Below are 21,746 nucleotides of genomic sequence, written 5' to 3'. Positions count from 1 at the left end.
GATCCACTTGACACAGAGAGGAGCCGTCTAGACCTCCTCCAGAGGCTCGACCCGCTTGAGGAACGAGCGGACGGCGAGGTAGTCGGCGAGCGGCTGCTTGTGCTCACCGCAGGCCACCCAGACCTTCTCGCGGTCGGGAGTGTGCAGCCTGGGGTTGTTCCACACAACCGCCCAGGTCGCGGGGGCCTGGCATCCCTTGGCCGAGCAGATCGCTGGGCCCTCCTGGCCGCTCACCGGGTCAGTCTGGCAGGCGGGCGTGACCTGCAGCCAGGAGAGACCCGCCCGTCGTCGGCCGTCTCGACGGCCGCTCGGCTGTGCCGACGGCACGTCGTACGTCGCGGAGCAGACGCGCGAGGCGCATGCCCAGGTGATCCGCAGCCCCGGAGGCTGATCTCCTGGCCGAGCACGATCTGCCGTTAGCGTCGAACGACGCGCTGGTGATGCCGTCCGAGGCGTCGGCCGACGGCTGCGGATGACCGAGCTGGCCGGCCGGGTGCTGCTGTTGCGGTCGTGGCTGACCCGGCTGAACCGCCGCCCGTACAGCAAGATCCACTCAGTCGGCGACTCACTACCGACGGCTGGGTGGTGGATCCGGGCCTAGGCTGGGGTATGGCGCAAACATCGGGGGACGCAGGAGGGGACGCGATCAGGCCGGCGGTCCGCGACCGCCGCGCCCGACCACTGCGCGACCTGCGGATATCGGTCACCGACCGCTGCAACTTCCGCTGCGGCTACTGCATGCCGCGCGACGTCTTCGGCCCCGACCACGCGTTCCTGCCGCGCAGCGAGCTGCTGTCCTACGAAGAGCTCGGCCGGCTGGTACGGGTCTTCGCCGACCTCGGCGTCAGCAAGGTCCGGCTCACCGGCGGTGAGCCGCTGCTGCGCCGCGGCCTCGACGCCCTGGTGTCCCTCGTCGCGTCGACACCGGGCATCACCGACGTCGCGCTGACCACCAACGGCTCGCTGCTCGCCGGCCACGCGCAGAGTCTGCGCCACGCGGGGCTGCACCGCGTGACGGTCAGCCTGGACAGCCTCGACCCGACAGTGTTCGCGGCCATGGGCGACACGAAAGTCCCTCTGTCGAAGGTGCTCGACGGCATCGCCGCGGCCGCCGACGCCGGGTTGTCGCCGATCAAGCTCAACACCGTGCTGCGCCGAGGGATGAACGAGGCCGGTCTGCTCGACCTGGTCGAGTTCGCTCGCGACGGCGGCCACGTGCTGCGGTGCATCGAGTACATGGACGTGGGCAACTCCAATGGCTGGGACCGGTCGGAGGTCGTCACCTCGGCCGAGGTGCTGGACCAGATCGCCGCAATGCACCCGGTCGAACCCGTGGCGGCGGCGCGCCCGGGCGAGGTCGCCCAACGCTGGCGCTTCCTCGACGGGCGTGGCGAGTTCGGGCTGATCTCGTCGGTGAGCACGCCGTTCTGCAGCACCTGCACCCGGGCCAGGGTCACCGCGGTCGGCGAGCTCTACACCTGCTTGTTCGCCGCGCACGGGCGCGACCTGCGCGGCCTGCTCCGGGGTGGGGTCGACGACGACGCGCTGCATGCTGCGATCGCCGCTATCTGGGGCGCTCGGGACGACCGCTATTCCGAACTGCGCGGCCTGAGCACCGTAGACCTCCCGAAGCCGGAGATGTCTTACCTCGGCGGCTGATACCCGGCTTTGGTGCGGACGCCGGTCAGGACTGCGATGCCGCCGGCCAGTCGATCTTGGCCCCGGGCTGGTCGGCCGGCTCAGGGATGGTCGCCGCGATCCTGCGTCTGCGCAGGTGGGAGCGGATCGCGCGACTGGAGAACGCTTTGTCGCCCAGGACACGCCCGGGTCGCGAGCGTGGTCGTCCCGGGCCGCGGCGGCGGATCCGGATGCCGGCCATCACCGCACCGAAGGCCAGCGAGTCGTGTCGATGCCCGGCGGTGGTGACCCGCGAGATCGGGGAGAACCATCGTTGTGGGAGATGAGCCGTTCCGTCTGCTGGCCGCCGGGTGCGGTGGCTTCGTCCATCACGACCAGGTGGCGCCGCGCCAGTGCATGCTCGAGCCGGTGGTGGTGGGGCTGGTGCTGATCGGCGAGCCCGGCCAGCGGCGGGCGTTGTGGCGCGGGTTCGCCTGCGACGCCCACGCCGGCGAGCTGCTCGCCGCCCGCACGCTGCTACCCCGCCGCGTCGGCGCCGCGGGCGGCGACGCGGGCCCGGCGGCGGTCCCCGATCTCGATGACCCCCCGCCTCGCCGAGGTGGCGGTAGGCGCGACCGACCGTGGAGATGGTGGTGTCCTCACGGCGGGCGAGATCACGGATGCTGGGCAGCTCGGCACCCACCCCGAGCTCACCGGCGCCGATCTGGCGGGCGAGGGCATGGCTGAGCTGCACGTAGCGCGTCATGGCCGGACCACTGCTCTCCTGTCGGATGTGGCAGGCCGGATCGTATGCTTGCTCCGCTCTGTCCGGAACAGAAGGGAACGGCCATGCCTCGTAGGCGAGGACCCCGACACGTCCGGTTGACCGAGCCGCTGGTGCGCGAGGGTGGGGTGCTGCGGCCGGCCAGTTGGGATGAGGCTCTCGATCGTGCGGCGGCGGGGTTCGCGCGGCATCGGGGTGACGCGTTCGGCATGTTCAGCTGCTCGAAGGCGACCAACGAGATGAACTACACGGCGCAGAAGTTCGCCCGGGCGGTGATGGGCAGCAACAACGTCGATTCCTGCAACCGCACTTGACACGCTCCTTCGGTCGTCGGTCTGACGACAGTGTTCGGGGCAGGCGGGGGTACGTCGGCCTATGTCGAGGCGGAGCACGCCGACCTGCTGATCCTGTGGGGTTCCAACGCGCGTGAGACGCACCCGATCTTCTTCCACCACGTGTTGCAGGGGCTCAAGAACGGCACCCGCATGTACACGGTGGACCCGCGCCGCACCTCCACCGCGCAGTGGGCCGATGGCTGGCTGGGCCTCGACGTCGGTACCGACATCGCGCTGGCCAACGCGATCGGCCGCGAGATCATCCATGCCGGGCTGGTGAACGAGGCCTTCGTCCGGCGCGCCACCGCGCACTTCGACGAGTACAAGGCCACCGTCGAGCCGTACACGCTCGAGCGCGCCGCGGAGATCACCCGGGTGCCGGCGGGAATGATCCGCGAGCTGGCGCATGCCTACGGGCGCGCGGACCGCGCCCAGATCTGCTGGACGCTGGGCATCACCGAGCACCACAACGCCGCCGACTACGTCTTCGCGTTGATCAACCTGTCGCTGCTCACCGGGCACGTCGGGCGCTACGGGTCGGGGCTGGTGCCGCTGCGCGGGCAGAACAACGTGCAGGGCGGCGGGGACATGGGCTCCATCCCGGCCAAGCTGCCCGGTGGCTATGACGTGGGCGACGAGGAGGCTCGGGCCCGTTTCGAGCAGGCCTGGGGCGCGAGGATCCCGACGGAGCCGGGCATGCACCTGTCGCAGATGTTCGAGGCCATGGAGCCCGGGCCGACGGGTGTGGGACGGCTGCGGGCGCTGTACTGCGTCGGGGAGAACCCGGCCGAGTCCGAAGCCAACGCCACCCACTCCCGGCACCTGCTGGAGGGCCTCGACCACCTGGTCGTGCAGGACATCTTCCGCACCGCCACCGCCGACATGGCCGATGTCGTGCTGCCCGCTGCGGCGGACTGGTGCGAGTACGAGGGCACCGTCACCAACTCCGAGCGCCGCGTGCAGCGCATCCGCAAGGCCATCGACCCGCCCGGTCTGGCCCGGCCCGACACCCACATCATCTGCGCCATCGCCGACCGCATGGGCCACGACTGGGGTGAGCCGACCGCGGAGCAGGTGTGGGACGAGCTGCGGTCGGTGTCGCTGAACTGGCACCACGGCATGTCCTACGCCCGGTTGGAGGAACACGGCGGCCTGCAGTGGCCCTGCCCGACCCTGGAGCATCCCGGCACGCCGCTGCTGCACGCCCGGCTGTGGGAGCCCGACCCGGCCGACCGCGGCGCACCCGCACCGTTCGTCCCGGTGGAACACGTGCCGCCGGTGGACACCCTCACCGAGCTATATCCGATCCGGCTCACCACCGTGCGGGTCCTCGACGGCTACAACTCCGGTGTGCAGACCGGCGGGTACTCCTCGCCGTTGCGCCGCCGGGAGGCCCTGCGGATGGATGCCGAGGACGCCGCCGCGCTCGGCATCGCCGACGGGGACCGGGTGCGGGTCACCTCGCGGCGGGGGTCGGTGGAGGCGCCGGTGGCGTTCGACCCGTCGCTGCGCCCCGGATTGGCTTCGTTCACCCCGCACTTCTCCGAGGAGGTGGACGTCAACGTGCTCACCAACGACGCCTGGGACCCCAAGTCCGGAACCTCGGAGTTCAAGGCCACCGCGGTGCGCATCGAGAAGGCGTCGGCAGCGTTGCCGGTCGCCGGCCAGTAGTAAGGGAGCCACATGGATCTGCGCCTGTCGTCGGCCACACCGAGCGTCCCGGAGCGGGTGGCCGTCGACGCGGCGCTCGACGCGCTGCTCGGCGAGCAAGCCACCCCGGAGTCGCGCGACGGGCACTTCGCCGACGCCGGGCATGCCGCGCGGGGCAGGCGGCATCTGCTGCTCCCGGCCCTGCACGCGGTGTCCAACGCGATCGGCTGGATCAGTCCGGGCGCGCTCAACCACGTGGCGCGGCGGCTGTCGGTGCCGCCGGCCGACGCCTACGGGGTGGCCACGTTCTACGCGATGTTCGCCGTGGAGCCCCGCGCCCGCCGCGTCGTACATGTCTGCGACGACGTGGCCTGCGGCCCGTTCGGCGGCGAGGAGATCATCTCCCGGCTCGCCGAGCGGCTCGGGCCCGAGGCGACCGGTGAGCAGGCCTGCTGGGTGCGCAGCCCGTGCCTGGGCTTGTGCGAGCGGGCGCCCGCGGTGCTGTTCCAGCTGGCGGGCGAGCCGGACTTCAGCCACGCCCCGGCCCTGCCCGACGCGGTGCTCGCCGCCGCTGTGTTTGCCTCTGCTGTGTCCGATCCCGGTGCGGCGGAGGGGGCGGAGTCTGCGGCCGCCCGCGCCGACCTGGCGTTCGCCGACACCACCGTCAGCGTCCCGCAGTCCGGATCCGCCGGGCTCCGGTTGCTGCGCCGGATCGGCGTCGTCGACCCGGCAAGCCTGGACGACTACCGCGCCCACGGCGGGTACGCGGCCCTGCGCCGCGCGGTCCAGCTGGGCCCGACCCGGGTGATCACCGAGATCACCGACGCCACCCTCACCGGCCGCGGCGGCGCCGCGTTCCCCACCGGCGTCAAGTGGGACGGTGTCGCCAAAGCGCCCGAGCGGCCGCACTACCTGGTGTGCAACGCCGACGAGTCCGAACCCGGCACGTTCAAGGACCGCGTCCTGATGGAGTCCGACCCGTTCGGGCTGATCGAGGCCATGACGATCGCCGGCCACGCCACCGGCTGCGAGCGCGGCTACCTCTACATCCGCGGGGAGTACCCGCTGGCCACCCGGCGCCTGGTGGGCGCGATCGCGGCGGCGCGACGGCGCGGCTACCTCGGCGACGACGTCATGGGCGAGGGCTTCGCCTTCGACATCGAACTGCGCCGCGGCGCGGGCGCCTACATCTGCGGCGAGGAGACTGCGCTGCTCAACTCCATCGAGGGCTTCCGCGGCGAGCCCCGCAACAAGCCGCCGTTCCCCAGCGTGAGTGGCCTGTTCGGCAAACCCACAGTGATCAACAACGTGGAGACCCTCTACAACGTGCTGGAGGTCCTCGCCATCGGCGGGCCCGCGTTCGCCTCGGTCGGCGCTGCGCGCTCCACCGGTTCCAAGCTGTTCTGCGTCGCCGGCGCGGTGGCCACGCCCGGGGTCTACGAAGTCGAGTTCGGCACCACCCTGCGCGAGCTGCTCACCCTCGCCGGCGGCGTCCGCGGTGAGCTGCGCACGATCCTGCTCGGCGGCGCGGCGGGCGGGTTCGTCATGCCTGATCAGCTCGACGTCGTGCTCACCCTGGAAGGCACCCGCGAGATCGGGGCCAGCCTGGGCTCGGGTGTCGTGCTCGCGTTCGACACCGCCGCGGACCTCACCGCCACCCTGCGCCGGATCGCGGCGTTCTTCCGCGACGAGTCCTGCGGGCAGTGCGTGCCGTGCCGCGTCGGCACGGTCCGTCAGGAGGAGGCGCTGGCCAGGCTGGAACGCGGCGCGCCGCTCGGTTCCCGGGCCACCGAGCTCGCGCTGCTCACCGACCTGGCCCGGGTGATGACCGACGCATCGATCTGCGGGCTGGGGCACACCGCCCCGGCCGCCGTGCAGTCGGCGTTGGCGCTGGGGTTGCTCGACGCCCCATCCGCCGGCGACGGCTCGCGTAACGGGAAGGTGTCACACCCATGATCACCAACAAGTCGGCCGACGGGGCATCCGAGGCCTCCGCCGGGGGGCCGCCCGTGCCCGGGACCGACACGGTCGGCGACGGCCCGCGCACGGGGGAACACGCGGGCGAGTCCCGCGAGTCCTCCGCAGGCGCGGTCGGCCCAACCGCCGTCGATCCGGTCGACCCGGACCGATCCGGAGTCACGGGTGTGGCGCGGGCCGGGCAGGGCGGCGCGCCGGTGCTGCTCGGGCAGATCCGGCGGATCCTCACCCTGACCGTCGACGACCGTGCGGTCCGGGTGCCCGAGGGCGCCACGATCCTCGACGCGCTGCACTCCGAGGGCACCGCTGAACAGGCCGACACCCCGACGCTGTGCTGGGCGCCGAACATGAACCCGATCAACGCCTGCCGGGTGTGCGTGGTGGAGGTCGAGGGCTCCCGGGTGCTCGTGCCGTCCTGCGCGCGCAAGGTCGAGGACGCGATGGTGGTGCGGACCGACACCGAGAAGGTGCGTCACAGCCGCCGCATGGTGCTGGAGCTGCTGGCGTCCTCGACCGACATGTCCCAGGCCAGCGCGGAGGTGCAGCGCTGGATGACCGACTACGGCGTCGACCCGGGCCGCTACGGCCCGCCCGCCCCGCCCGCCGCGGCCGGGGAGCGTGACGCCCGCCACGCCGGGCACCATCACGCCCCCGACGGCACCACCGCCGCGACCGTCGCCCAACCGGTGAAGATCGACAATGACCTGTACGTGCGGGACTACGCGCGGTGCATCCTGTGCTACAAGTGCGTCAAGGCCTGCGGCACCGACGCCCAGTTCACCTTCGCGATCACCGCGGCCGGGCGCGGGTTCGACGCCCGCATCGCCACCGAGTTCGATAACGAGCTGACCGACTCCGCGTGCGTGTACTGCGGCAACTGCATCGGGGTGTGTCCCACCGGGGCGCTCAAGTCCGTCCGTGAGCATGACCTGCGCGAGGACGGGGAGTGGGACGCCGAGAGCGAGACGGTCGCGACCACAATCTGCTCGTTCTGCGGGGTCGGCTGCAACCTGGAGCTGCACGTCCAGCACGGGTCGATCGTCAACGTCACCTCCCCCGCCGACCACTCGGTCACCCACGGGCATCTGTGCATCAAGGGCCGGTTCGGATTCCAGCACGTGCAGAACCTCCCGCCCGAGAACGCCCGATCCGAGAAGGCCTAGGAGCCCCGCCATCGGACGCCTCACCGCCCACCGCCCGGTCCTGCGGATCACCCCGGCCGGCCGGGCTGCCCGGCCCGACACGCTCGCCGTGGAAGAACCACTGGAGCTACGTGTCGGCGGCCGCGCCCTCGCGGTCACCATGCGCACCCCCGGCCACGACGTCGAGCTGGCCCACGGCTTCCTGCTGTCCGAGGGGGTCCTCACCGACCCCGCCGACGTCACGCTGGCCCGCTACTGCGACTCGGTCGACGCGCAGGGCCGCAACACCTACAACGTCCTGGACCTGATTCTCGCGGCCGGCGTGCCCGCACCCGATCCCGGCGTCGAGCGCAACTTCTACACGACGTCCTCCTGCGGCATCTGCGGCAAGGCCTCCCTCGACGCGGTGCGCACCACGACCCGGTTCTCCCCGGCGGCGGACCGGATGCGGATCTCCCCGTCGACGCTCGCTGAGCTGCCCGACGCGCTGCGTGCCGCGCAGCGGATCTTCGATAGCACCGGTGGCCTGCACGCCGCGGCCCTGTTCACCGCCACCGGCGAGCTCCTGGTCGCCCGCGAGGACGTCGGACGCCACAACGCGGTGGACAAGGTGCTCGGATGGGCGCTGCTGCGCGGGCGCGTCCCGGCCACCGGGTGCGTGCTGATGGTGTCGGGGCGGGCGTCGTTCGAGCTGGTGCAGAAGGCGGTCATGGCCGGGGTCCCCGTGCTGGCGGCGGTGTCCGCGCCGTCCTCCCTCGCGGTCGACCTGGCCGTCGAGGCCGGGTGACGCTGGTGGGGTTCCTGCGCGGGGAGACCATGAACGTCTACGCCGGGACCGAACGGATCACCGAGGAGCCGATCGTCGACCCGTCGAACATCGCGGCCGTGCATGGCTGAGTCGCCGCGCCTGACCGGGTCGCCGTGCCCGACCGGGTCGCGGCCTCCCGGCGTCGAGGCGGCGCGGGCCGCCTGGCTGACGGCGTGCACGGCGGCGGGCTGCGCCAACCTGCTCCCCGCCGAGACGATCGGGATCGGGGACGCGATCGGGCGGCTCACCGCGACGCCGGTGTGGGCCCGGTGGTCGGTTCCCGCCGATCCGGTCGCGGCGATGGACGGCATCGCCATACGCGCCCTCGACGCGATCCCGGACCCGGCCGACCCCCCTGTGTCGCTCGTCCTGGCACCCGACCGCTACGACGTGGTCGACACCGGTGATCTGCTGCCCGCAGGGCGGGACACCGTCGTCATGCGCGAGCAGGTGGCCAACCACCGGGACGAGACCGTCGAGATCCCCGCCTCGGCGTGTGCCCCAGGCACCCACGTCCGGCAGGTTGGCGAGGACGTCCGCGTCGGAGAGCTCCTCCTACCCGCCCACCACCGGCTCCGCCCGGTCGACGTCGCACTCGTCGCGAGCACCGGGCACACCACCATCGACGTGCACACCCGTCCAGCCGTCGCGATCATCCCCACCGGCGACGAGATCCGCCCGATCGGCACCGACCTCGCGCCCGGCGAGATCCTCGACACCAACTCGCTGCTGCTCGCCGGGATACTGCGCGAGAACGGGTGCGAGGTCCGGGTTCTGCCCATCGAGCCCGACCGAGCGGAGCGCATCGCCAACGCCGCCCGCGCGGCCGCCCGCACGGCCGAGCTGGTCCTGATCATCGCCGGATCCAGCGCCGGGCGCGACGACCACACCGCCGACGTCCTGCGCACCCTGGGCGAGGTCGTCGTACACGGCGTCGCGGTCAAGCCCGGCCATCCCGTGGTGCTCGCCGTCCTGCGCGGCGACCGTGCGGTGCCGGTGATCGGTGTCCCCGGATACCCGGTGTCAGCGGCCCTGACCGTCGAGCTGTTCGCCCTGCCGCTCCTGGCCGGTTTGCACGCCCGCCCGGCGCCCCGGCGCCCAACCATCCCCGCCCACGTGGCGGTCCATGTCGAACCGGAGGAGATAGACCGGTACCTGCTCGTCACACTCCGGGAATCCGACCGCGCCACGGTGCCCACCACAGAGCTGTCCCGTCGGGGCGCCGGTGCCCTGTCCGCGCTCGCGCGGGCGGACGGGCTGCTCCACCTCGCCGCGGGCGACGGGCTCCGGGCGGGCGACCTGGTCACGGTCGGGCTGATGCGCGGCGCGCGCGAGCGGGCCCCGCGCCCGGGACGGGCCAGGACCGACGTCGATCCCGGTTTTGTCACCGATCCCGGCGAACAGGCGGCCACCACCGCGGTCTGACAGCTCGGCTCCGCGAACCGACCGTCCCGGAGTCACCACACCGCGCCGCCGCCGCGAAGGCGTTGAGAATTTGAACGATTCCCGAACAAGATCTACAACTCTGGTCGGTGGCCACCAGGAGCCGTTCTGACTGTCGAACAAACGTGTCGAGAACGCAGCGTGTCGAACATCGAGCTGGGCACCGTTTCTCGTACAGTTCGCGGCATGTCAACCTCCCCCGGCCCGTCCGGTGGCCCGTCGTCGGGTGACGACGTCCTCCTCGCGCCGGAACCCGCCACCGTCACCGGGGTGCTGATCGGGTACGCCCGGGTGTCGACCACCGCGCAGCTGCTCGACCGCCAGCTCTGCGCGCTCGACGACGTCGGGTGCGCCAAGGTGTTCTCCGACCAGCTCTCCGGCCGCGACGCCGACCGCCCCGAGCTGCAGGCCTGCCTGACCTACCTGCGCGCCGGCGACACCCTGGTCGTGCCCAGCCTCGACCGGCTCTCCCGGTCCCTGCAGGACCTCATCACCCTCGTCGCCCAGCTCCGCCGCCGCGGGATCGGGTTCCACTCACTCCACGAGAACCTCGACACCACCACCCCCGGCGGGCGGCTGGTCTTCCACGTCTTCGCCGCGCTCGCCGAATTCATCCGGGAACTCATCGTCGACGGCACCCGGGAGGGCCTGGCCGCGGCGCGGGCCCGCGGGGTCCGCCTCGGCCGGCCACCCGCGATGACCCCCGAGCAGGTCCGTCACGCCCGCGACCTGCTCGCCCGACCCGACAACACCGTGTCGTCGATCGCGCGGCTGCTCAACGTCAGCCGCTCGACGATCTACAAGTACGTCCCCGAACTCGGCGGTCGCGCGGCCAACACCGCGCCCGCCACCCTCGAGGCCGTCCTCGTCGCGCTACCCACGGCCACCCGGCCTCCGCCCGACGTCACGAAGTACGACGATCTTCTGCCGTCGCGCCCTCCGCCAACTGGCGGCCGGTGACACACTCCTTACCGATACCCCGAGTCGATGCGCCGCGGCGGCCGCCACGTCGACGACGACGTGTTGGCGCACATCTCCCCGGCGCACAGCGAGAACATCAACTTCTTCGGCGCGATCGAGGTCGACATCGACGGCGAACTCGCCCAGCTCGGCCCCACCGGCTACCGACCACTACGCGTCCGGGACACCCTGTTCTAGCTGTACATCTCGCCCGATGCTGCCGGCCGGGTTCGCAGAGATCGCGCCGCGTTCCCGAAGCCACTCGATGACGTTCTGCTGACGGGTGGACTCCCCGCTCGCAGCGTCGAGCGGCGTCTGCGCCGCATACTCCGGTGTCCAGTTGAGGTCGGCTCCCGCGGCGAGGAGGCGTTCGGCGGCACGCCGCTGCGATGCTGCGCAGGCGTGCCAGAAGGCTTGGGAGATCTGGTCCTTGCCAGAGGCCGCCGCCAGGAGTGCCTCGATGCGATCCAGCCTGCCCAGGGCGGCGGCATGCCACAGCTTGTCCACGCGCACCCCCGTTGCGGCAAGCAGTTCGGCGACGTGCCAACAGCCGTAGCCGATCGCGTTGTCCAGCGGTGTGCCGATCGACCCGCCGGGAGCCTCGGCGTCGGCGCCCCCTGCGAGCAGTGCACGCGCGACATCGACATCGTCGCTGCTCACCGCCCAGTGCAGCGGTGTCTCGCCGTCGCCGTTGTCTCCGCCGCGATGGTTGGGGTCTGCCCCGTGCTCGATCAGTACCCGGACAACCTCGGGGCCGTTCGGTAGGTAGCCGGGCCAGTCCGTTGCGACGTGCAGCAGTGTTCTGCCCTGATAGCCGGGCACGGGCACGCGGGTGAGGTGCGGTGCCTGGTTGAGGACCTGGGTGAGTGCGGTGACATCCCCGGATCGGATCGCTGCTACCGCGGCCTCGGCGTGAGGATCGGGCTGGGCTGTCGAGACTTGCTGCAGGGAGACCACCCTGCCGCCGGCGATCGTGACCAGGGTCGCGACCGCCTCACCCCCGCCCAGCCCGGTCACGCGGAACGTCGAGTTGTCCAGGCGCTGCACGTCGACCTCGCGTGTCGGCTGGTCTCCGCGCTCCAGTGCGCGGTGGCGTAGAAGACTCATCACCTGGTCGCGGTCGTCGCAGTCCCACGGGCCCGGTTGCACGGCCCGTAGCGTCACGGCGGGGTCGAGTACCCGCTGCAGGGCGTCGAGATCTCCCCGCGTCCAGGCGAGGAGCCCTTCCCGGATCGGCGAGTCCCGGTCCACGTCGCTCACGGGGGTCACTGTGCCGTCGACAGGGCGGCCGCCCGCTTCAACGCCTGCCTCAGCTCGCGCAGCGCGGGTGCACCCGTGCGGCCGGGATATCTCCGGCAGGCGATCGCTGCGGGGCGCTCGGGCTGCGGGAACACGTCCGCGCCGTCGACGCAGATCGTTGGTGAGCCGATGAAGTGGCGCAGCTCGGCGTCGTGTTGTGACTCGATCACCGTCACCGTGAAGCCGAGCGACCCGAGACCGATATCGGATAACGCCGTGGTGAGCACTCCGGCCGCCACCGACTCGTGAGGGCAGTCCGCTACGACCAGCAGCTCGATCCTCATGCTGCCCATGGTGCGCTCCACGCTGTTAATAGGCCACCATCCAAGCTCAGGTCGCTGCCGCCGATTCCCGGGTAAAGCCTTGCGGTATTGGGCGTAGCGTGGCTACGTATGCGGGCTGAGGTGCTTAAGGGTCATCTGGACGGGTTGCTGCTCGCGACGCTGGAGGCCGGGCCGCGTCACGGCTACGGGATCGCCGAGGCGCTGCGGGCGGGCAGCGGCGGGCGGGTGGACCTGGCCACGGGCACGGTGTATCCGGCGTTGCACCGCCTCGAGCGGGCCGGGTTGGTGGCCAGTGGCTGGTCGATGGCGGGCGGTCGGCGCCGGCGCAGCTACGAGCTGACCGCCGCGGGCCGGGCAGCCCTGGTCGAGCAGCGCTCCGCCTGGCGCGAGTTCGCCCGCACCGTCACCACGCTGATGGGCGGTGGGGCATGGCCGGCGACGACGTGAACGCCGCCGCCGCGTCCGGCGCTGCTGTTGAGGGGACCTGCGGGGGTGCGGGGGTGGTCGAGGACTACCTGGCCGCCGTGGCGGTAGGGCTGATCGGTCCGCGACGGTGGCGAGCAGACGTGATCGCCGAGCTCCGCGACGGACTCGCCGAGGCGTGCGAAGCGCACCGCAGGTCCACGGGATCAGCGGGTGAGGCGGCCGCCGTGGCCGAGTTCGGGTCGCCCCGGGACGTGATCGCCGGGTTCGTCGCGGTCGGCGCCGCCGGCCTGGCCCGCCGGGTCGCGATGGGATTGCTGGCCTCGGGTCCGGTGGCCGCGACGGCGTGGGTGGCGGCGATGTCCGCCAGCGGTACCGCGCCCTGGGGCGGCGGCCTGGCCGGGCCGTGGCGGTTGCTGCCCTGGGTGGGTGTCGTGCTCGCGATCGCGGTGCCCGCGGCAGTGCTGGTTCTGGTCCTGACCGGTCGAGCGGGGCACCGGTGGGGCGCTGCCCGCCCCGGTCTGGCTCCGGCGGCGGCCGGGCTCGCGACCAGCGCGTGCGCGGTGGGCGACGTCGTCATGCTCGCCGCGGCCGGGGCGTGGCTGCTGAGCACCGTGGTGCCGGCGGCGTGGCCGCTGCTGGCCGCGGTCGGGTTCAGCGGGGTCCGGTGCCTGCTGGCGGGCTGGGCGTCGCGGCGCTGCCTGATTGCCCGGGCCCGGCTGGGGTGAACCACCCCCGGGCCCGGTACCGGCGCAGCGCCGCCGCGATCACCGGCGACCCGAGCATGGCGGGCAGCACCCAGAACGTCCAGGCCGGGAGCAGCTGCCACACCGGCAGCTGCGGGCCGTTGTCGACGTAGAACGCGGTCAGCAGCACCACGTACGACCCGCCCATCCCCAGGATGTGCCGGCGCGCCCACCCGGGCCGTCGCCGCCGACGCGCGGTGTACCCGCCGAGCCCGCAGGCGACGGCGATCACCCCGAGCACGAGCAGATGCACATCGTGGGGCCAGCGCAGCACGGCCAGACCGGCCGCGGTCACCGCCACCACCCCCAGCGCCCACAGAAACACCCGCCCGGCCTGCGGGTGCCGGCCCGCTCGCTTGCCGGCCAGCGCGGCGACCAACCCGGCCAGCACCGCGGCCAGCCCCGCCACCACGTGCACGCCCAGTACGGCGAGGAACACCGGCCGGGTGTCGGGCACCTCGACCCCCAGCACGTCAGCAGCGAGAACGTGGGCCACCCGGCCATCCACGGGCACCTCCCCCTTCGGCACTATAGACAACAACGCTACACGTAGCGACACTATCTATGAAGGTCGTCAGGAGGTGTCTTGTCATGAACCCGTCCTGGGTCACCGGGCTGCTCCTGGCCGCCACCGCGGCCAACGGGATCGCTGCGGGCGCCACCCTGGATCAGGCGATCAAGCAACTGCCGGCGCGCCGGCGGATCGGGGCGCCGGCCTATCTCGACTACGTGCGCGCCGCGGACATGGGCAACGGCCTGATCTGGTACCCGATCATGGGCGTCGGCACCGCCGCGCTGACCCTCACCGCGGTCGTGGTCGGCCTGCTCACGCACCCCACCACCGTCCTGGCCATCGCCTTGGTGGCCGCCGGCGCGGGCACCGTGGCGGGTGGCGTCACCACCGCTCGCGCCGCGCCCACCCTGCTCCCCCTTCGACACGGCGAGCACACGGCCGAAGCCGTGGAGGCCGTCCTGAACCGGTTCGCCACCATCAACGCGCTGCGCGCGGCCGCGATCGTCCTCACCCTCGCCGCCGCGATCTGGGCGCTGGCGGAGACGACCTCATGAGTACCGCGTTCGAGGTGCCGTGTGCGTTGCCCATTGTCACTCTCCCCATCAACTCATGCGTATGTGTGCATTGGTTACCGAGGATGTTGGGATGCGCGGGTGCACTCCGACGACGTTCTGCCGCTGCTGGTTCCGAAGGACTACGCCGCTGAGCCGGTGTTCCGGCCGGCGAACCTGCTGCGGGAGGCCCGTCGGCAGCGGGGTCTTCCGGATGTCGCGGTCCCGGAGGTGTGCCTGCTGGACCCGGACGGCGACATCGTGCGCCACCTGGCCGCCACCGGGCGGGGCGCCCGGCATCCGGGGTGGGCCTGCTATCACACGGAGATGTGGACGGTCGGGCTCGACGGGATCGAGGTCGGGGTGGTGGGGATGGCGGTCGGCGCACCCTTTGCGGTGCTGGTGGCCGAGCAGTTGGCCGAGTCCGGGTGCGGGCTGGTGGTGAGCGTGACCTCGGCGGGGCAGATCTCGCCGGTCGGTTCGACGCCGTGCTTCGTGCTGATCGAACGGGCGTTGCGGGATGAGGGGACGAGCGTGCACTACCTGCCGCCGTCGCGGTGGAGCCGCCTGGACGACAAGACGCTGGGCCGGCTCGACGGCGCGTTCGACCGACTCCCGGAACCGGTGGTCACCGGTGCGTCATGGACCACGGATGCGCCCTACCGGGAGACCGGGGCTGCGATTGCCGCCGCGGTGGCCGCCGGTGTCGTGTGCGTGGAGATGGAGGCGGCGGCGTTGTACGCCTACGCCGCCGCGTCCGGGGCGCAGGTGGTGTGCCTGGCGCACATCACCAACACGATGGCGACCGACGGCGACGACTTCGAGAAGGGTGTCGACAACGGGGTGCATGACGCTCTCGCCGTCGCACGCGCCGTCGCCGTCGCCCTGGGGTGAGCGCTGCTCAGGCGCAGGGGAACCACTGCGCTGCCGCGTCGGCCTTGGCACGGTGCGCGACGAAGCGGCGTTTGACCTCGGCGATGGCGTCAGCGAGCGGGAACAGTTCGCGGGTGACGAGTTGGTCGTCGTGATCAGCGCTGACGGGGTGCCAGTAGACGCCGTCGGCGGTGATGGTGATCTCCGGGATGAGGGACTCGACGGTGAGCTCGAGGCCGGTGTCGGCGACGCCGCGGTGCGCGAGCGCGCGGATGACCTGGTCGTCGCGGGCGATGCCGAGGTCGTCGAGGAACGCCTTGAACGGTTCCAGTTCGGAGAACCGCTCCGGCTCCAGGGTCGCTGCCACCCTGACCCGGAACCCGTCGGCCTGGGCAGTGCGGATCCCGGCCACCGCGCGTTCCCAGGAGCGGGCGCCGCGGTGCCGGTCGTGCAGCTCCGGGGTGGGGGAGTCGAGGCTGATCTGCAGGACGAGCCGGTCGCGGTCCATCCGCCGCAGCATCTCCAGCCGCCGCCCGCGCAGCAGCATGGCGTTGGTGAGCAGGGTGGTCGGGAGTGCGGCGGTGCAGGCGGCGACGAGGTCGTCGAGGTCGGGGAGCAGGAACGGCTCCCCGCCGGTGAGGATCAGCTCGCTGACCCCCGCGTCGACGGCCTCGCCCGCCAGCTTCCGGACCCGGTCGGCCCCCAGCGCACGACGCTCGGCCTGCGGTGACGAGCGCACACAGCAGTAGTCGCAGGCGAGGTTGCAGTCGAAGTTGGTGTAGATCCACAGGCGGGTGCCGGGGATCTGGTCGGGATCGAGATCGGCGTAGGGGTCCGGGCTCGGGCCCCGGCGCACGGTGGCAACCCCGTCGATGACCTCGACAAGACTGTTGCCGCTGCGGGTGCACCAGGCGGTGACGAGGGCGACGTCGTCGTCCGACCCGTCGAGCGGAACGGCGACCGTGGCCCCGAGGGGCAGCGGGCCGGTCCGCTCGACGAGGTCGAGCACCAGGAGGGGACTCACCATCGGGGCGAGATCCCCTGTTCCTTCACGGCGTCGAACAGTGAGGCGTAGCCGTCCATCTTCGGCAGGACCCACTGGCGCAGGCCCTCCATCTCCAGGATCGGCCGGTGTGCCGGGTTGTCGAAGTCCATCGCGAGCAGCTTCTCCACCCACGGGGCGGCGCGCTCGTCCGAGAGCGTCGGCAGGGCGGTGAAGTTGCAGTGCGAGTAGGTCGGGGACTCCCAGAACACCTCGAACGCGCCGGGCATGAGCTCGTCGCGGCCGATGGCCTCCCAGGTGTTGATGCCCAGCGCGGCGGCGTCGGCCTTGTCGTCCATCACCGCGCGCAGCGCGTCGAGCTCGCTGCGGCCGGTGTCGCCGTGCTTGCCGACGTCACTGTTGATCCGCAGCAGCTCGACGTCGTCGTCGCCGAGCCCGGCTTCGTGCAGGTAGTGCACGGGCAGGATCGCGGCCTGCGCGGAGTCCTTCGACCCCAGTGCAAGGCGGCGGCCCTTGAGGCCCTCCAGGCCGCCGAGTGCGCTGCCCGTGCGGGCGACGAAGATCGTCTGGAAGACGGTGTCGGTGTCGCGCTGGGCCAGGGCCCGGCACTCGCCGCCGGTCTGGGCGACGGTGCGCACCCAGGCCAGGTTGGTGTTCCATGCGATGTCGATCTCACCGGCCAGTAGGGCGTCGACCTGGCGGCCGTAGTTGGAGTACAGGACGAAGTCCATCTCGGCCGGGCCGTCGCCGAAGTACTCGCGGATGCCCTCCCAGATGGTGACGACGTTGGGTGTGTAGGCGACAGAGCCGATGATCAGGGGCTTGCTCACGGAGCTCCTCGTGTCGAGAACGGGGATCAGATCAGGTGGGTCAGAACAGGGGCTGGTTGGTGATGGCCTTGCCGTAGAAGTCGTAGAGGACATCGGCGGTGGGGGCCATGACGTGCCCGGCGCGGGCGTCGCGGAAGTAGCGGTCGAGCTGCAGGTGCTCGGAGAACGCCGCCCCGCCGCAGACGCGCATGGCGGCGTCGGTGATCCGCAGTGCGGCGTCGTTGGTGGCGGCCTTGACGCCGAGGACGTAGAGCATCGTGTCGTCCCGGGGCTCGATCAGCCGCTGCGCGGTGACCCCGAGGTAGGCCGACATGGTGGCGAGCTCGATGGACATCTTCGCCAGCTGCGCGCGGATCGTCGGCAGCGCCGACAGGCTCTGGTCGAGGTGCTCCAGCTTCGAGGCACTGGTGTGGGTGACCGCGGCGTCCACTGCGGCGCGCGACAGCCCGACCGAGACCGAGGAGTTGCCCAGGTTGAACCACGGCATGACCACGTTCAGCATCGCCTCGAACCCGCTGCCGGCCTCGCCGAGGCGGTGCTCGACCGGCACCTGGGCGTCGATGGTCATCGGGGAGGAGGCGTTGCCGCGCAGGCCCATCCCCTTCCACGGCCCGGCCACCTCCAGCCCCGCGGTGTCGGCGGGAACCGCGAACAGGTCGACGCCGCCCTCGACGTCGGGCGAGCCTGTGGACACGACGTAGACGTCGGCCTGTCCGGCGGAGGTGACCCAGCTCTTGCGGGCGGTCAGGTGCACCGTGTCGCCGTCGCGGGTGGCCTTCGAGACCGGGGCCCAGAAGTGCGAGCGGGAGCCGGCCTCGGAGAAGGCGAGCGACCCGAGGGTGCTGCCGTCGGCGAGCTGGTTGAGCAGCTTGGGCAGCCCGGCCGGCGGTGCGACGGCCACCGGCATGACGGCGCTGACGTGCATCAGGTAGATCATCGCCGTCGAGCCGCAGACCCCGGCCAGGCCGCCGACGGTCGCGACGAGCTCGTGCGGGCCACCGCCCAGTCCACCGGCTTCGGTGGGGACGGTCAGACCGAGCAGGCCGCTCTCGCGCAACGCCTGCACGGCCTCGGCCGGGTACCGGCCCTCGGCGTCGACGTCGCGGGCGTGCGTGGCGGCGATCTCGAGAACGGGGGCCAGGTGTGCGGTCACATCCACAAGGTGATCCTCTCGGCGTGGTGAAGTCGTTCAGCCGTGCTGCACCGATCTTCGAAGCCGCGGTACTTCCGGTTCGGAACCTCACCCGCTGAGCGCAGTTTTTCACCATACGTGCAACAAGCCGACATAACAGGCAAAATATGTTGCGATTCGGTCTGTTTATACGTTTGTTCGGCGGATTGACCAATCGGGCCGCGCGCCTGAGGCGGACACTTACGGTTCCCGGACGAACCGCCGCAGGGTGTCAGTGCGAACACCGGGACGCCCTAGCCTGACCGCACCTGACGCACGATCGATAGAGGGGCACGACGCGATGACCGACACCGTCCACACGACCGAGCCGGGGGTCGACGCCCCGAGCTCGTATCGCGTGATGACGCGGATGTTCACCGTCCTGCGCGTCTTCACCGGCCTGGTGTGGCTCACCAACGCCATCGCCAAGGTCATCAACGTCGGCAACTACGACTTCGGCTTCATCTCCTTCAACCTCGTCACCCGCGGCGTGGCCCAGGCCATCGCCACGGATGCCTCGTCGAAAACCTACATCGCCCCGCTGGGCTGGGCCTACCAGCACCTGGTGCTGCCCAACTGGGGATTCTTCGGCATCTTCCTCACCATCGCCGAGCTCGCCATCGGCCTCGGACTGATCTTCGGTGTGGCCACCCGGCTCGCCGCCGTCGGAGGGCTGCTGCTGCTCACCCCGATCTGGCTGATGCTGCTGCACACCGGCGGCTACCTGTGGGAGTACCCGGCCGAGGACCTGTTCCCGCTCGTGTTGTTGGCGATCGTCCCGGCCGGGCGGCACCGGGGCTTCGACGCCACGCTCGCTCCGCGCTACGGCTACCGCTGGCCGTTCTGAGCACCGATCGGATGATGATCTGATGTCCACCAGGACCCGGTTCGGAACGTCCACGGGACGACCGCCGCTGCTGTCGGCCACCACACTGACGCAGCCCCGGTGGTGGTCGGCCGGACAGTGGCGGCTGGCCGTCGCCGTCTCCGTGTTCGCCTTCCTGCTCATCGGCGAAATCGGAGAGACCCTGCCGCCCGAGTCGGTGGGTCGGGTGTACCCGGTGGAGTGGTGGAACTGGGCGACCCTGGTCGCGTCCGCGGCGCTGATCGGGCTGATCGCCGCGACGCGATGGTCTCGGTCACCGGGTCCCGCGTGATGGTGCGGGCCAGGGCGCCTGGCCGCCTGGACACCCGCCGACCAGACCGCCGCCGGAACTGCGTCGCTCGGCGGCGCGCTGCACCCCCAGCGTCCCGCACCCGTCGTCGCGACCTGGGACGAGGACACCGGCTGGTGCGTCGGGCTGCACCACGACCCCACCCAGTCCTCGCGGCGCTATCTGCACCCCGACCTGCTCCCCGCCGCGCGGGCGGTCGCCGAGTTCGTCGTCGGCCTGGCCCTGGGCCAACCCCTCGGCGCAGCCCACCCGATCGCCCCGACCGGCCGCCCACGACTCCACCTCGTACCGTGACTCCCGCGCCACCCTGACCGCGCCGTTGCGCGCCTCCAACGCCCGCGGCCTCCGCGACGACGTGGGGTCCGCGGGTCCCCCGGCGGGCCGTGGGCTGACGCCGCAGCGACGCTGGCTCGGTACGCTCCATCCCGTGTCCAACCCTTCCGACGTCGAGGCCCGGCTCAGCGCGCTGGAGGCCCGCATGGAAGAGGTGGCCGCCGACGCCGCGGCCGCGCGACACCTCGCCGCCGCCCGCGACCGGGACCTCGCCGACCTCGGGGTCAAGGTCGACGCCAACCGCTCCGCGATCAACGCGCTCGGCGAGCAGACCGCCGCCGGGTTCGAAGAGACCCGCAGGGGCTTCGCCGAGATGCGCGGCAAGCTCGACCAGGTCGCCGCCGGACAGCAGCACATCGCCGACATGCTCACCACCCTCATCTCCGCGCCGGGCGACCAGGACGACCAGTAGCCGGCGGGACTCCCCACCGGGGGTTTGGGCTTGCCTTCCTCGGCGGCCGTGATCGTGGCCGTCGCTCGTCGCTGCTCAACGACGACCCTCGTCGCCGAGGCCGGCACCTGCGGGCGGGCATCTCGGCTGCCTTGGCGGCGCGCGCGCCGCGGCCGAACCTCCGTCTCGCGCCGCGCCCGGAGAAGACAGATCACCGGTGAAACGCCATCATCAACCCTTGCCCAGGCGTGGAACGGAGGGTCCGGACTGCGTACTGATCCAGGAACGCGCAGGCGGTGCGGATGGTGGTCGCTCACGATGAGCAACGACATGACGAACCCCGGATCCGGGCGGCGCGCACCAAACGGAACCGGACCCGTGCGGCCCTGATCGCCGCCGCGGACTCGGCGTTCAGCGCCCGCGGATGGGCAAGTACCCGAATGGAGGACATCGCCGCCGATGCCGGGGTCAGCGTCGCGACCGCGTACAACCACTTCCCGACCAAACACGTCCTGATCGGGGTCGTGTTCGCACCGCACGCCACGACGCTGCTAGTGCAGGCCGACCACGACATCGCCCGGCAGCGACCGGCCCGGGACGCGCTGGCCGACCAGATCGACGCGCTGGCCCGGCTAAGCTACTTCCACCGCGGCCTGACCGCCGCCTTCACCGCAGCGGTCCTCGAGTACACCATCCGCACCGAACACACCCCGGACCCGGCCGACGACCTGGATCCCCGCACGATCGTGCCGCTGCTCGACCCGCTGCTGCACCTGATCCGGTACGGCCAGCAGACCGGGCAACTCCGCACGGACCCGTCCGCCGAGGAGATCAGCAGCACCATCGTGAACCTGCTGTTGGTGCGCAGCCTCAATCACAAGGACGAGCGACCAGAAACGACAGCCAGGCTGTTGAAGATCCTGCTGTTCCGGACGATGACGTTCCCCACCTGATGGACGCGGCGCAACCGGCCCAGAAACCGATGTTCCACCGCGGGCCATAGCGACGCAGCCTGCCGGGGCCGGCGTCCCGTCGAAGAACACCGGCCCCGGTAGGAGTGCTGCGTCGCAGGGCTCCCCAGCCTGACGAGCAGCGAGTCTGGAGTCGAGGTAACTACCTGGGTACCCGGGTTGACGGTGCGACTAACACAACCCTGCGCTGTGACGCGGGGTTGAACGTCATCTGGAAACGATTTGCAGGCCTGTGAGCCTGTTGCACGAACCCAGTGATCGACGGTGGTCCGGTGGCGACACGCGCTCGAGGTTCCCGAAGGTGTCGGGTGAGGCGGCCAGAATGTGGGTGTGGCCTACAACTTCTTGGCTGTGGAGCATGACCAGCTGTACTTGTTGCCGCCGGCGCTGACCTCCGTCTTTCACCGGGGTTGGCGACACGCCGGGCTTGATCGCCGGATAGACGAGGCGAGGTGCACCTGACCAG

At 71.5% G+C, this 21,746-nt stretch carries 25 protein-coding genes and 2 pseudogenes; 17 read left to right on the top strand and 10 right to left on the bottom strand.

Annotated features, from left to right (window positions below; genetic code table 11):
• Nucleotides 1-27: 27 nt before the first annotated feature.
• A complete protein-coding gene (locus BGP03_RS03045) occupies nt 28-234 on the bottom strand; it encodes a hypothetical protein (RefSeq protein ID WP_298798935.1) in 207 nt (68 codons plus the stop codon).
• Between the two features lie 375 nt (nt 235-609).
• Here BGP03_RS03045 and moaA point away from each other — a divergent pair, with 375 nt between their 5' ends.
• Nucleotides 610-1,659, top strand: a complete 1,050-nt coding sequence (moaA, locus tag BGP03_RS03040) for a GTP 3',8-cyclase MoaA (RefSeq protein WP_298798937.1) — start codon at nt 610-612, stop codon at nt 1,657-1,659.
• A gap of 67 nt (nt 1,660-1,726) precedes the next feature.
• Here the strand turns inward: moaA and BGP03_RS03035 are convergent.
• Both BGP03_RS03035 and BGP03_RS03030 read right to left on the bottom strand, forming a co-directional pair.
• A pseudogene (locus tag BGP03_RS03035) lies at nt 1,727-1,846 on the bottom strand (IS5/IS1182 family transposase); the annotation flags it as partial.
• Between the two features lie 160 nt (nt 1,847-2,006).
• Complete coding sequence (locus BGP03_RS03030; protein WP_298798939.1) at nt 2,007-2,150, bottom strand: hypothetical protein; 144 nt, start codon at nt 2,148-2,150, stop codon at nt 2,007-2,009.
• 316 nt (nt 2,151-2,466) lie between these two features.
• Here BGP03_RS03030 and BGP03_RS03025 point away from each other — a divergent pair, with 316 nt between their 5' ends.
• The 7 genes and pseudogenes from BGP03_RS03025 to BGP03_RS02995 all read left to right on the top strand — a co-directional run bounded on the left by BGP03_RS03025 (nt 2,467) and on the right by BGP03_RS02995 (nt 10,914).
• The gene (locus BGP03_RS03025; protein ID WP_298798941.1) at nt 2,467-4,407 is read left to right on the top strand and encodes a molybdopterin-dependent oxidoreductase; all 1,941 of its coding nucleotides are present in this window, start codon (nt 2,467-2,469) and stop codon (nt 4,405-4,407) included.
• Nucleotides 4,408-4,419: 12 nt separating this feature from the next.
• On the top strand, nt 4,420-6,342 hold the full coding sequence (locus tag BGP03_RS03020; protein WP_298798943.1) for an NAD(P)H-dependent oxidoreductase subunit E: 1,923 nt from the start codon (nt 4,420-4,422) through the stop codon (nt 6,340-6,342).
• Nucleotides 6,339-7,526, top strand: coding sequence for a 2Fe-2S iron-sulfur cluster-binding protein (locus tag BGP03_RS03015; protein ID WP_298798945.1), 1,188 nt, complete (start codon nt 6,339-6,341; stop codon nt 7,524-7,526). Before BGP03_RS03020 ends, BGP03_RS03015 begins: the two co-directional genes overlap by 4 nt.
• 10 nt (nt 7,527-7,536) lie before the next feature.
• Nucleotides 7,537-8,402: pseudogene (gene fdhD, locus BGP03_RS03010) on the top strand (formate dehydrogenase accessory sulfurtransferase FdhD).
• Nucleotides 8,395-9,738 (top strand): molybdopterin molybdotransferase MoeA, encoded by a 1,344-nt coding sequence (locus BGP03_RS03005; protein ID WP_298798946.1) that lies wholly within the window; start codon nt 8,395-8,397, stop codon nt 9,736-9,738. The pseudogene fdhD and the gene BGP03_RS03005 overlap by 8 nt, the downstream one beginning before the upstream one ends.
• A 204-nt stretch (nt 9,739-9,942) precedes the next feature.
• Nucleotides 9,943-10,716, top strand: a complete 774-nt coding sequence (locus BGP03_RS03000; RefSeq protein WP_298798948.1) for a recombinase family protein — start codon at nt 9,943-9,945, stop codon at nt 10,714-10,716.
• A gap of 27 nt (nt 10,717-10,743) precedes the next feature.
• A complete protein-coding gene (locus BGP03_RS02995; RefSeq protein ID WP_298798950.1) occupies nt 10,744-10,914 on the top strand; it encodes a hypothetical protein in 171 nt (56 codons plus the stop codon).
• Here the strand turns inward: BGP03_RS02995 and BGP03_RS02990 are convergent.
• Nucleotides 10,888-11,976, bottom strand: coding sequence for an ankyrin repeat domain-containing protein (locus BGP03_RS02990; RefSeq protein ID WP_298798952.1), 1,089 nt, complete (start codon nt 11,974-11,976; stop codon nt 10,888-10,890). The genes BGP03_RS02995 and BGP03_RS02990 overlap by 27 nt on opposite strands.
• 5 nt (nt 11,977-11,981) lie before the next feature.
• A complete protein-coding gene (locus BGP03_RS02985) occupies nt 11,982-12,299 on the bottom strand; it encodes a hypothetical protein (protein WP_298798954.1) in 318 nt (105 codons plus the stop codon).
• A 108-nt stretch (nt 12,300-12,407) separates the two neighbouring features.
• Here BGP03_RS02985 and BGP03_RS02980 point away from each other — a divergent pair, with 108 nt between their 5' ends.
• Nucleotides 12,408-12,746 carry a helix-turn-helix transcriptional regulator gene (locus BGP03_RS02980; protein WP_298798956.1) on the top strand — a complete coding sequence of 113 codons (339 nt, stop codon included), beginning with the start codon at nt 12,408-12,410 and terminating at the stop codon, nt 12,744-12,746.
• Complete coding sequence (locus BGP03_RS02975) at nt 12,728-13,450, top strand: hypothetical protein (RefSeq protein ID WP_298798958.1); 723 nt, start codon at nt 12,728-12,730, stop codon at nt 13,448-13,450. The genes BGP03_RS02980 and BGP03_RS02975 overlap by 19 nt, the downstream gene beginning before the upstream one ends.
• Here the strand turns inward: BGP03_RS02975 and BGP03_RS02970 are convergent.
• Nucleotides 13,377-13,964 carry a hypothetical protein gene (locus tag BGP03_RS02970; RefSeq protein WP_298798960.1) on the bottom strand — a complete coding sequence of 196 codons (588 nt, stop codon included), beginning with the start codon at nt 13,962-13,964 and terminating at the stop codon, nt 13,377-13,379. The two genes, BGP03_RS02975 and BGP03_RS02970, sit on opposite strands and share 74 nt — an antisense overlap.
• A gap of 95 nt (nt 13,965-14,059) precedes the next feature.
• Here BGP03_RS02970 and BGP03_RS02965 point away from each other — a divergent pair, with 95 nt between their 5' ends.
• Together BGP03_RS02965 and BGP03_RS02960 are read left to right on the top strand one after the other, a co-directional pair.
• Nucleotides 14,060-14,536 (top strand): hypothetical protein, encoded by a 477-nt coding sequence (locus BGP03_RS02965; protein ID WP_298798962.1) that lies wholly within the window; start codon nt 14,060-14,062, stop codon nt 14,534-14,536.
• A 99-nt stretch (nt 14,537-14,635) separates the two neighbouring features.
• On the top strand, nt 14,636-15,427 hold the full coding sequence (locus tag BGP03_RS02960; protein WP_298798963.1) for a nucleoside phosphorylase: 792 nt from the start codon (nt 14,636-14,638) through the stop codon (nt 15,425-15,427).
• 7 nt (nt 15,428-15,434) lie between these two features.
• On the opposite strand, the gene BGP03_RS02955 is transcribed toward BGP03_RS02960, so the two are convergent.
• The 3 genes from BGP03_RS02955 to BGP03_RS02945 are packed head-to-tail and all read right to left on the bottom strand — an operon-like array spanning nt 15,435 to nt 18,392.
• Nucleotides 15,435-16,433, bottom strand: coding sequence for a radical SAM protein (locus BGP03_RS02955; RefSeq protein ID WP_298798965.1), 999 nt, complete (start codon nt 16,431-16,433; stop codon nt 15,435-15,437).
• Nucleotides 16,427-17,239 carry a PhnD/SsuA/transferrin family substrate-binding protein gene (locus BGP03_RS02950; protein WP_298798967.1) on the bottom strand — a complete coding sequence of 271 codons (813 nt, stop codon included), beginning with the start codon at nt 17,237-17,239 and terminating at the stop codon, nt 16,427-16,429. The genes BGP03_RS02955 and BGP03_RS02950 overlap by 7 nt, the downstream gene beginning before the upstream one ends.
• 40 nt (nt 17,240-17,279) lie before the next feature.
• Nucleotides 17,280-18,392, bottom strand: a complete 1,113-nt coding sequence (locus tag BGP03_RS02945) for an acyl-CoA dehydrogenase family protein (protein WP_298798969.1) — start codon at nt 18,390-18,392, stop codon at nt 17,280-17,282.
• 319 nt (nt 18,393-18,711) lie between these two features.
• On the opposite strand from BGP03_RS02945, the gene BGP03_RS02940 reads away from it, so the two are divergent.
• The 5 genes from BGP03_RS02940 (at nt 18,712) to BGP03_RS02925 (ending at nt 21,262) form a co-directional block, all read left to right on the top strand.
• A complete protein-coding gene (locus BGP03_RS02940) occupies nt 18,712-19,257 on the top strand; it encodes a DoxX family membrane protein (protein WP_298798971.1) in 546 nt (181 codons plus the stop codon).
• 22 nt (nt 19,258-19,279) lie between these two features.
• Entirely contained in the window at nt 19,280-19,567 is a 288-nt protein-coding gene (locus tag BGP03_RS02935) for a hypothetical protein (protein WP_298798974.1), read from the top strand.
• Nucleotides 19,568-19,585: 18 nt separating this feature from the next.
• Complete coding sequence (locus BGP03_RS35745) at nt 19,586-19,879, top strand: DUF6292 family protein (protein WP_363093131.1); 294 nt, start codon at nt 19,586-19,588, stop codon at nt 19,877-19,879.
• A 133-nt stretch (nt 19,880-20,012) separates the two neighbouring features.
• The gene (locus BGP03_RS02930) at nt 20,013-20,330 is read left to right on the top strand and encodes a permease (RefSeq protein WP_298798976.1); all 318 of its coding nucleotides are present in this window, start codon (nt 20,013-20,015) and stop codon (nt 20,328-20,330) included.
• A gap of 281 nt (nt 20,331-20,611) precedes the next feature.
• Nucleotides 20,612-21,262, top strand: coding sequence for a TetR/AcrR family transcriptional regulator (locus BGP03_RS02925; RefSeq protein WP_298798977.1), 651 nt, complete (start codon nt 20,612-20,614; stop codon nt 21,260-21,262).
• A 225-nt stretch (nt 21,263-21,487) separates the two neighbouring features.
• Here BGP03_RS02925 and BGP03_RS02920 read toward each other — a convergent pair.
• The coding region (locus BGP03_RS02920) for a hypothetical protein (protein ID WP_299735345.1) at nt 21,488-21,746 on the bottom strand (259 nt) is incomplete at its 5' end.

It is taken from the genome of Pseudonocardia sp. 73-21 (assembly GCF_001899645.1).
In the GTDB taxonomy this organism is placed as follows: domain Bacteria; phylum Actinomycetota; class Actinomycetes; order Mycobacteriales; family Pseudonocardiaceae; genus Pseudonocardia.
This window is presented reverse-complemented; position numbering and strand designations above follow the sequence as displayed.

Coding starts and splice junctions, on each gene's coding strand:
- BGP03_RS02975 (WP_298798958.1), top strand. CDS start 12,728: ATGGCCGGCGACGACGTGAACGCCGCCGCCGCGTCCGGCGCTGCTGTT.
- BGP03_RS02995 (WP_298798950.1), top strand. CDS start 10,744: ATGCGCCGCGGCGGCCGCCACGTCGACGACGACGTGTTGGCGCACATC.
- BGP03_RS03000 (WP_298798948.1), top strand. CDS start 9,943: ATGTCAACCTCCCCCGGCCCGTCCGGTGGCCCGTCGTCGGGTGACGAC.
- BGP03_RS03005 (WP_298798946.1), top strand. CDS start 8,395: ATGGCTGAGTCGCCGCGCCTGACCGGGTCGCCGTGCCCGACCGGGTCG.
- BGP03_RS02925 (WP_298798977.1), top strand. CDS start 20,612: ATGGTGGTCGCTCACGATGAGCAACGACATGACGAACCCCGGATCCGG.
- BGP03_RS02980 (WP_298798956.1), top strand. CDS start 12,408: ATGCGGGCTGAGGTGCTTAAGGGTCATCTGGACGGGTTGCTGCTCGCG.
- BGP03_RS02940 (WP_298798971.1), top strand. CDS start 18,712: ATGACCGACACCGTCCACACGACCGAGCCGGGGGTCGACGCCCCGAGC.
- moaA (WP_298798937.1), top strand. CDS start 610: ATGGCGCAAACATCGGGGGACGCAGGAGGGGACGCGATCAGGCCGGCG.
- BGP03_RS02955 (WP_298798965.1), bottom strand. CDS start 16,433: ATGGTGAGTCCCCTCCTGGTGCTCGACCTCGTCGAGCGGACCGGCCCG.
- BGP03_RS02965 (WP_298798962.1), top strand. CDS start 14,060: ATGAACCCGTCCTGGGTCACCGGGCTGCTCCTGGCCGCCACCGCGGCC.
- BGP03_RS03015 (WP_298798945.1), top strand. CDS start 6,339: ATGATCACCAACAAGTCGGCCGACGGGGCATCCGAGGCCTCCGCCGGG.
- BGP03_RS02985 (WP_298798954.1), bottom strand. CDS start 12,299: ATGAGGATCGAGCTGCTGGTCGTAGCGGACTGCCCTCACGAGTCGGTG.
- BGP03_RS02935 (WP_298798974.1), top strand. CDS start 19,280: ATGTCCACCAGGACCCGGTTCGGAACGTCCACGGGACGACCGCCGCTG.
- BGP03_RS03020 (WP_298798943.1), top strand. CDS start 4,420: ATGGATCTGCGCCTGTCGTCGGCCACACCGAGCGTCCCGGAGCGGGTG.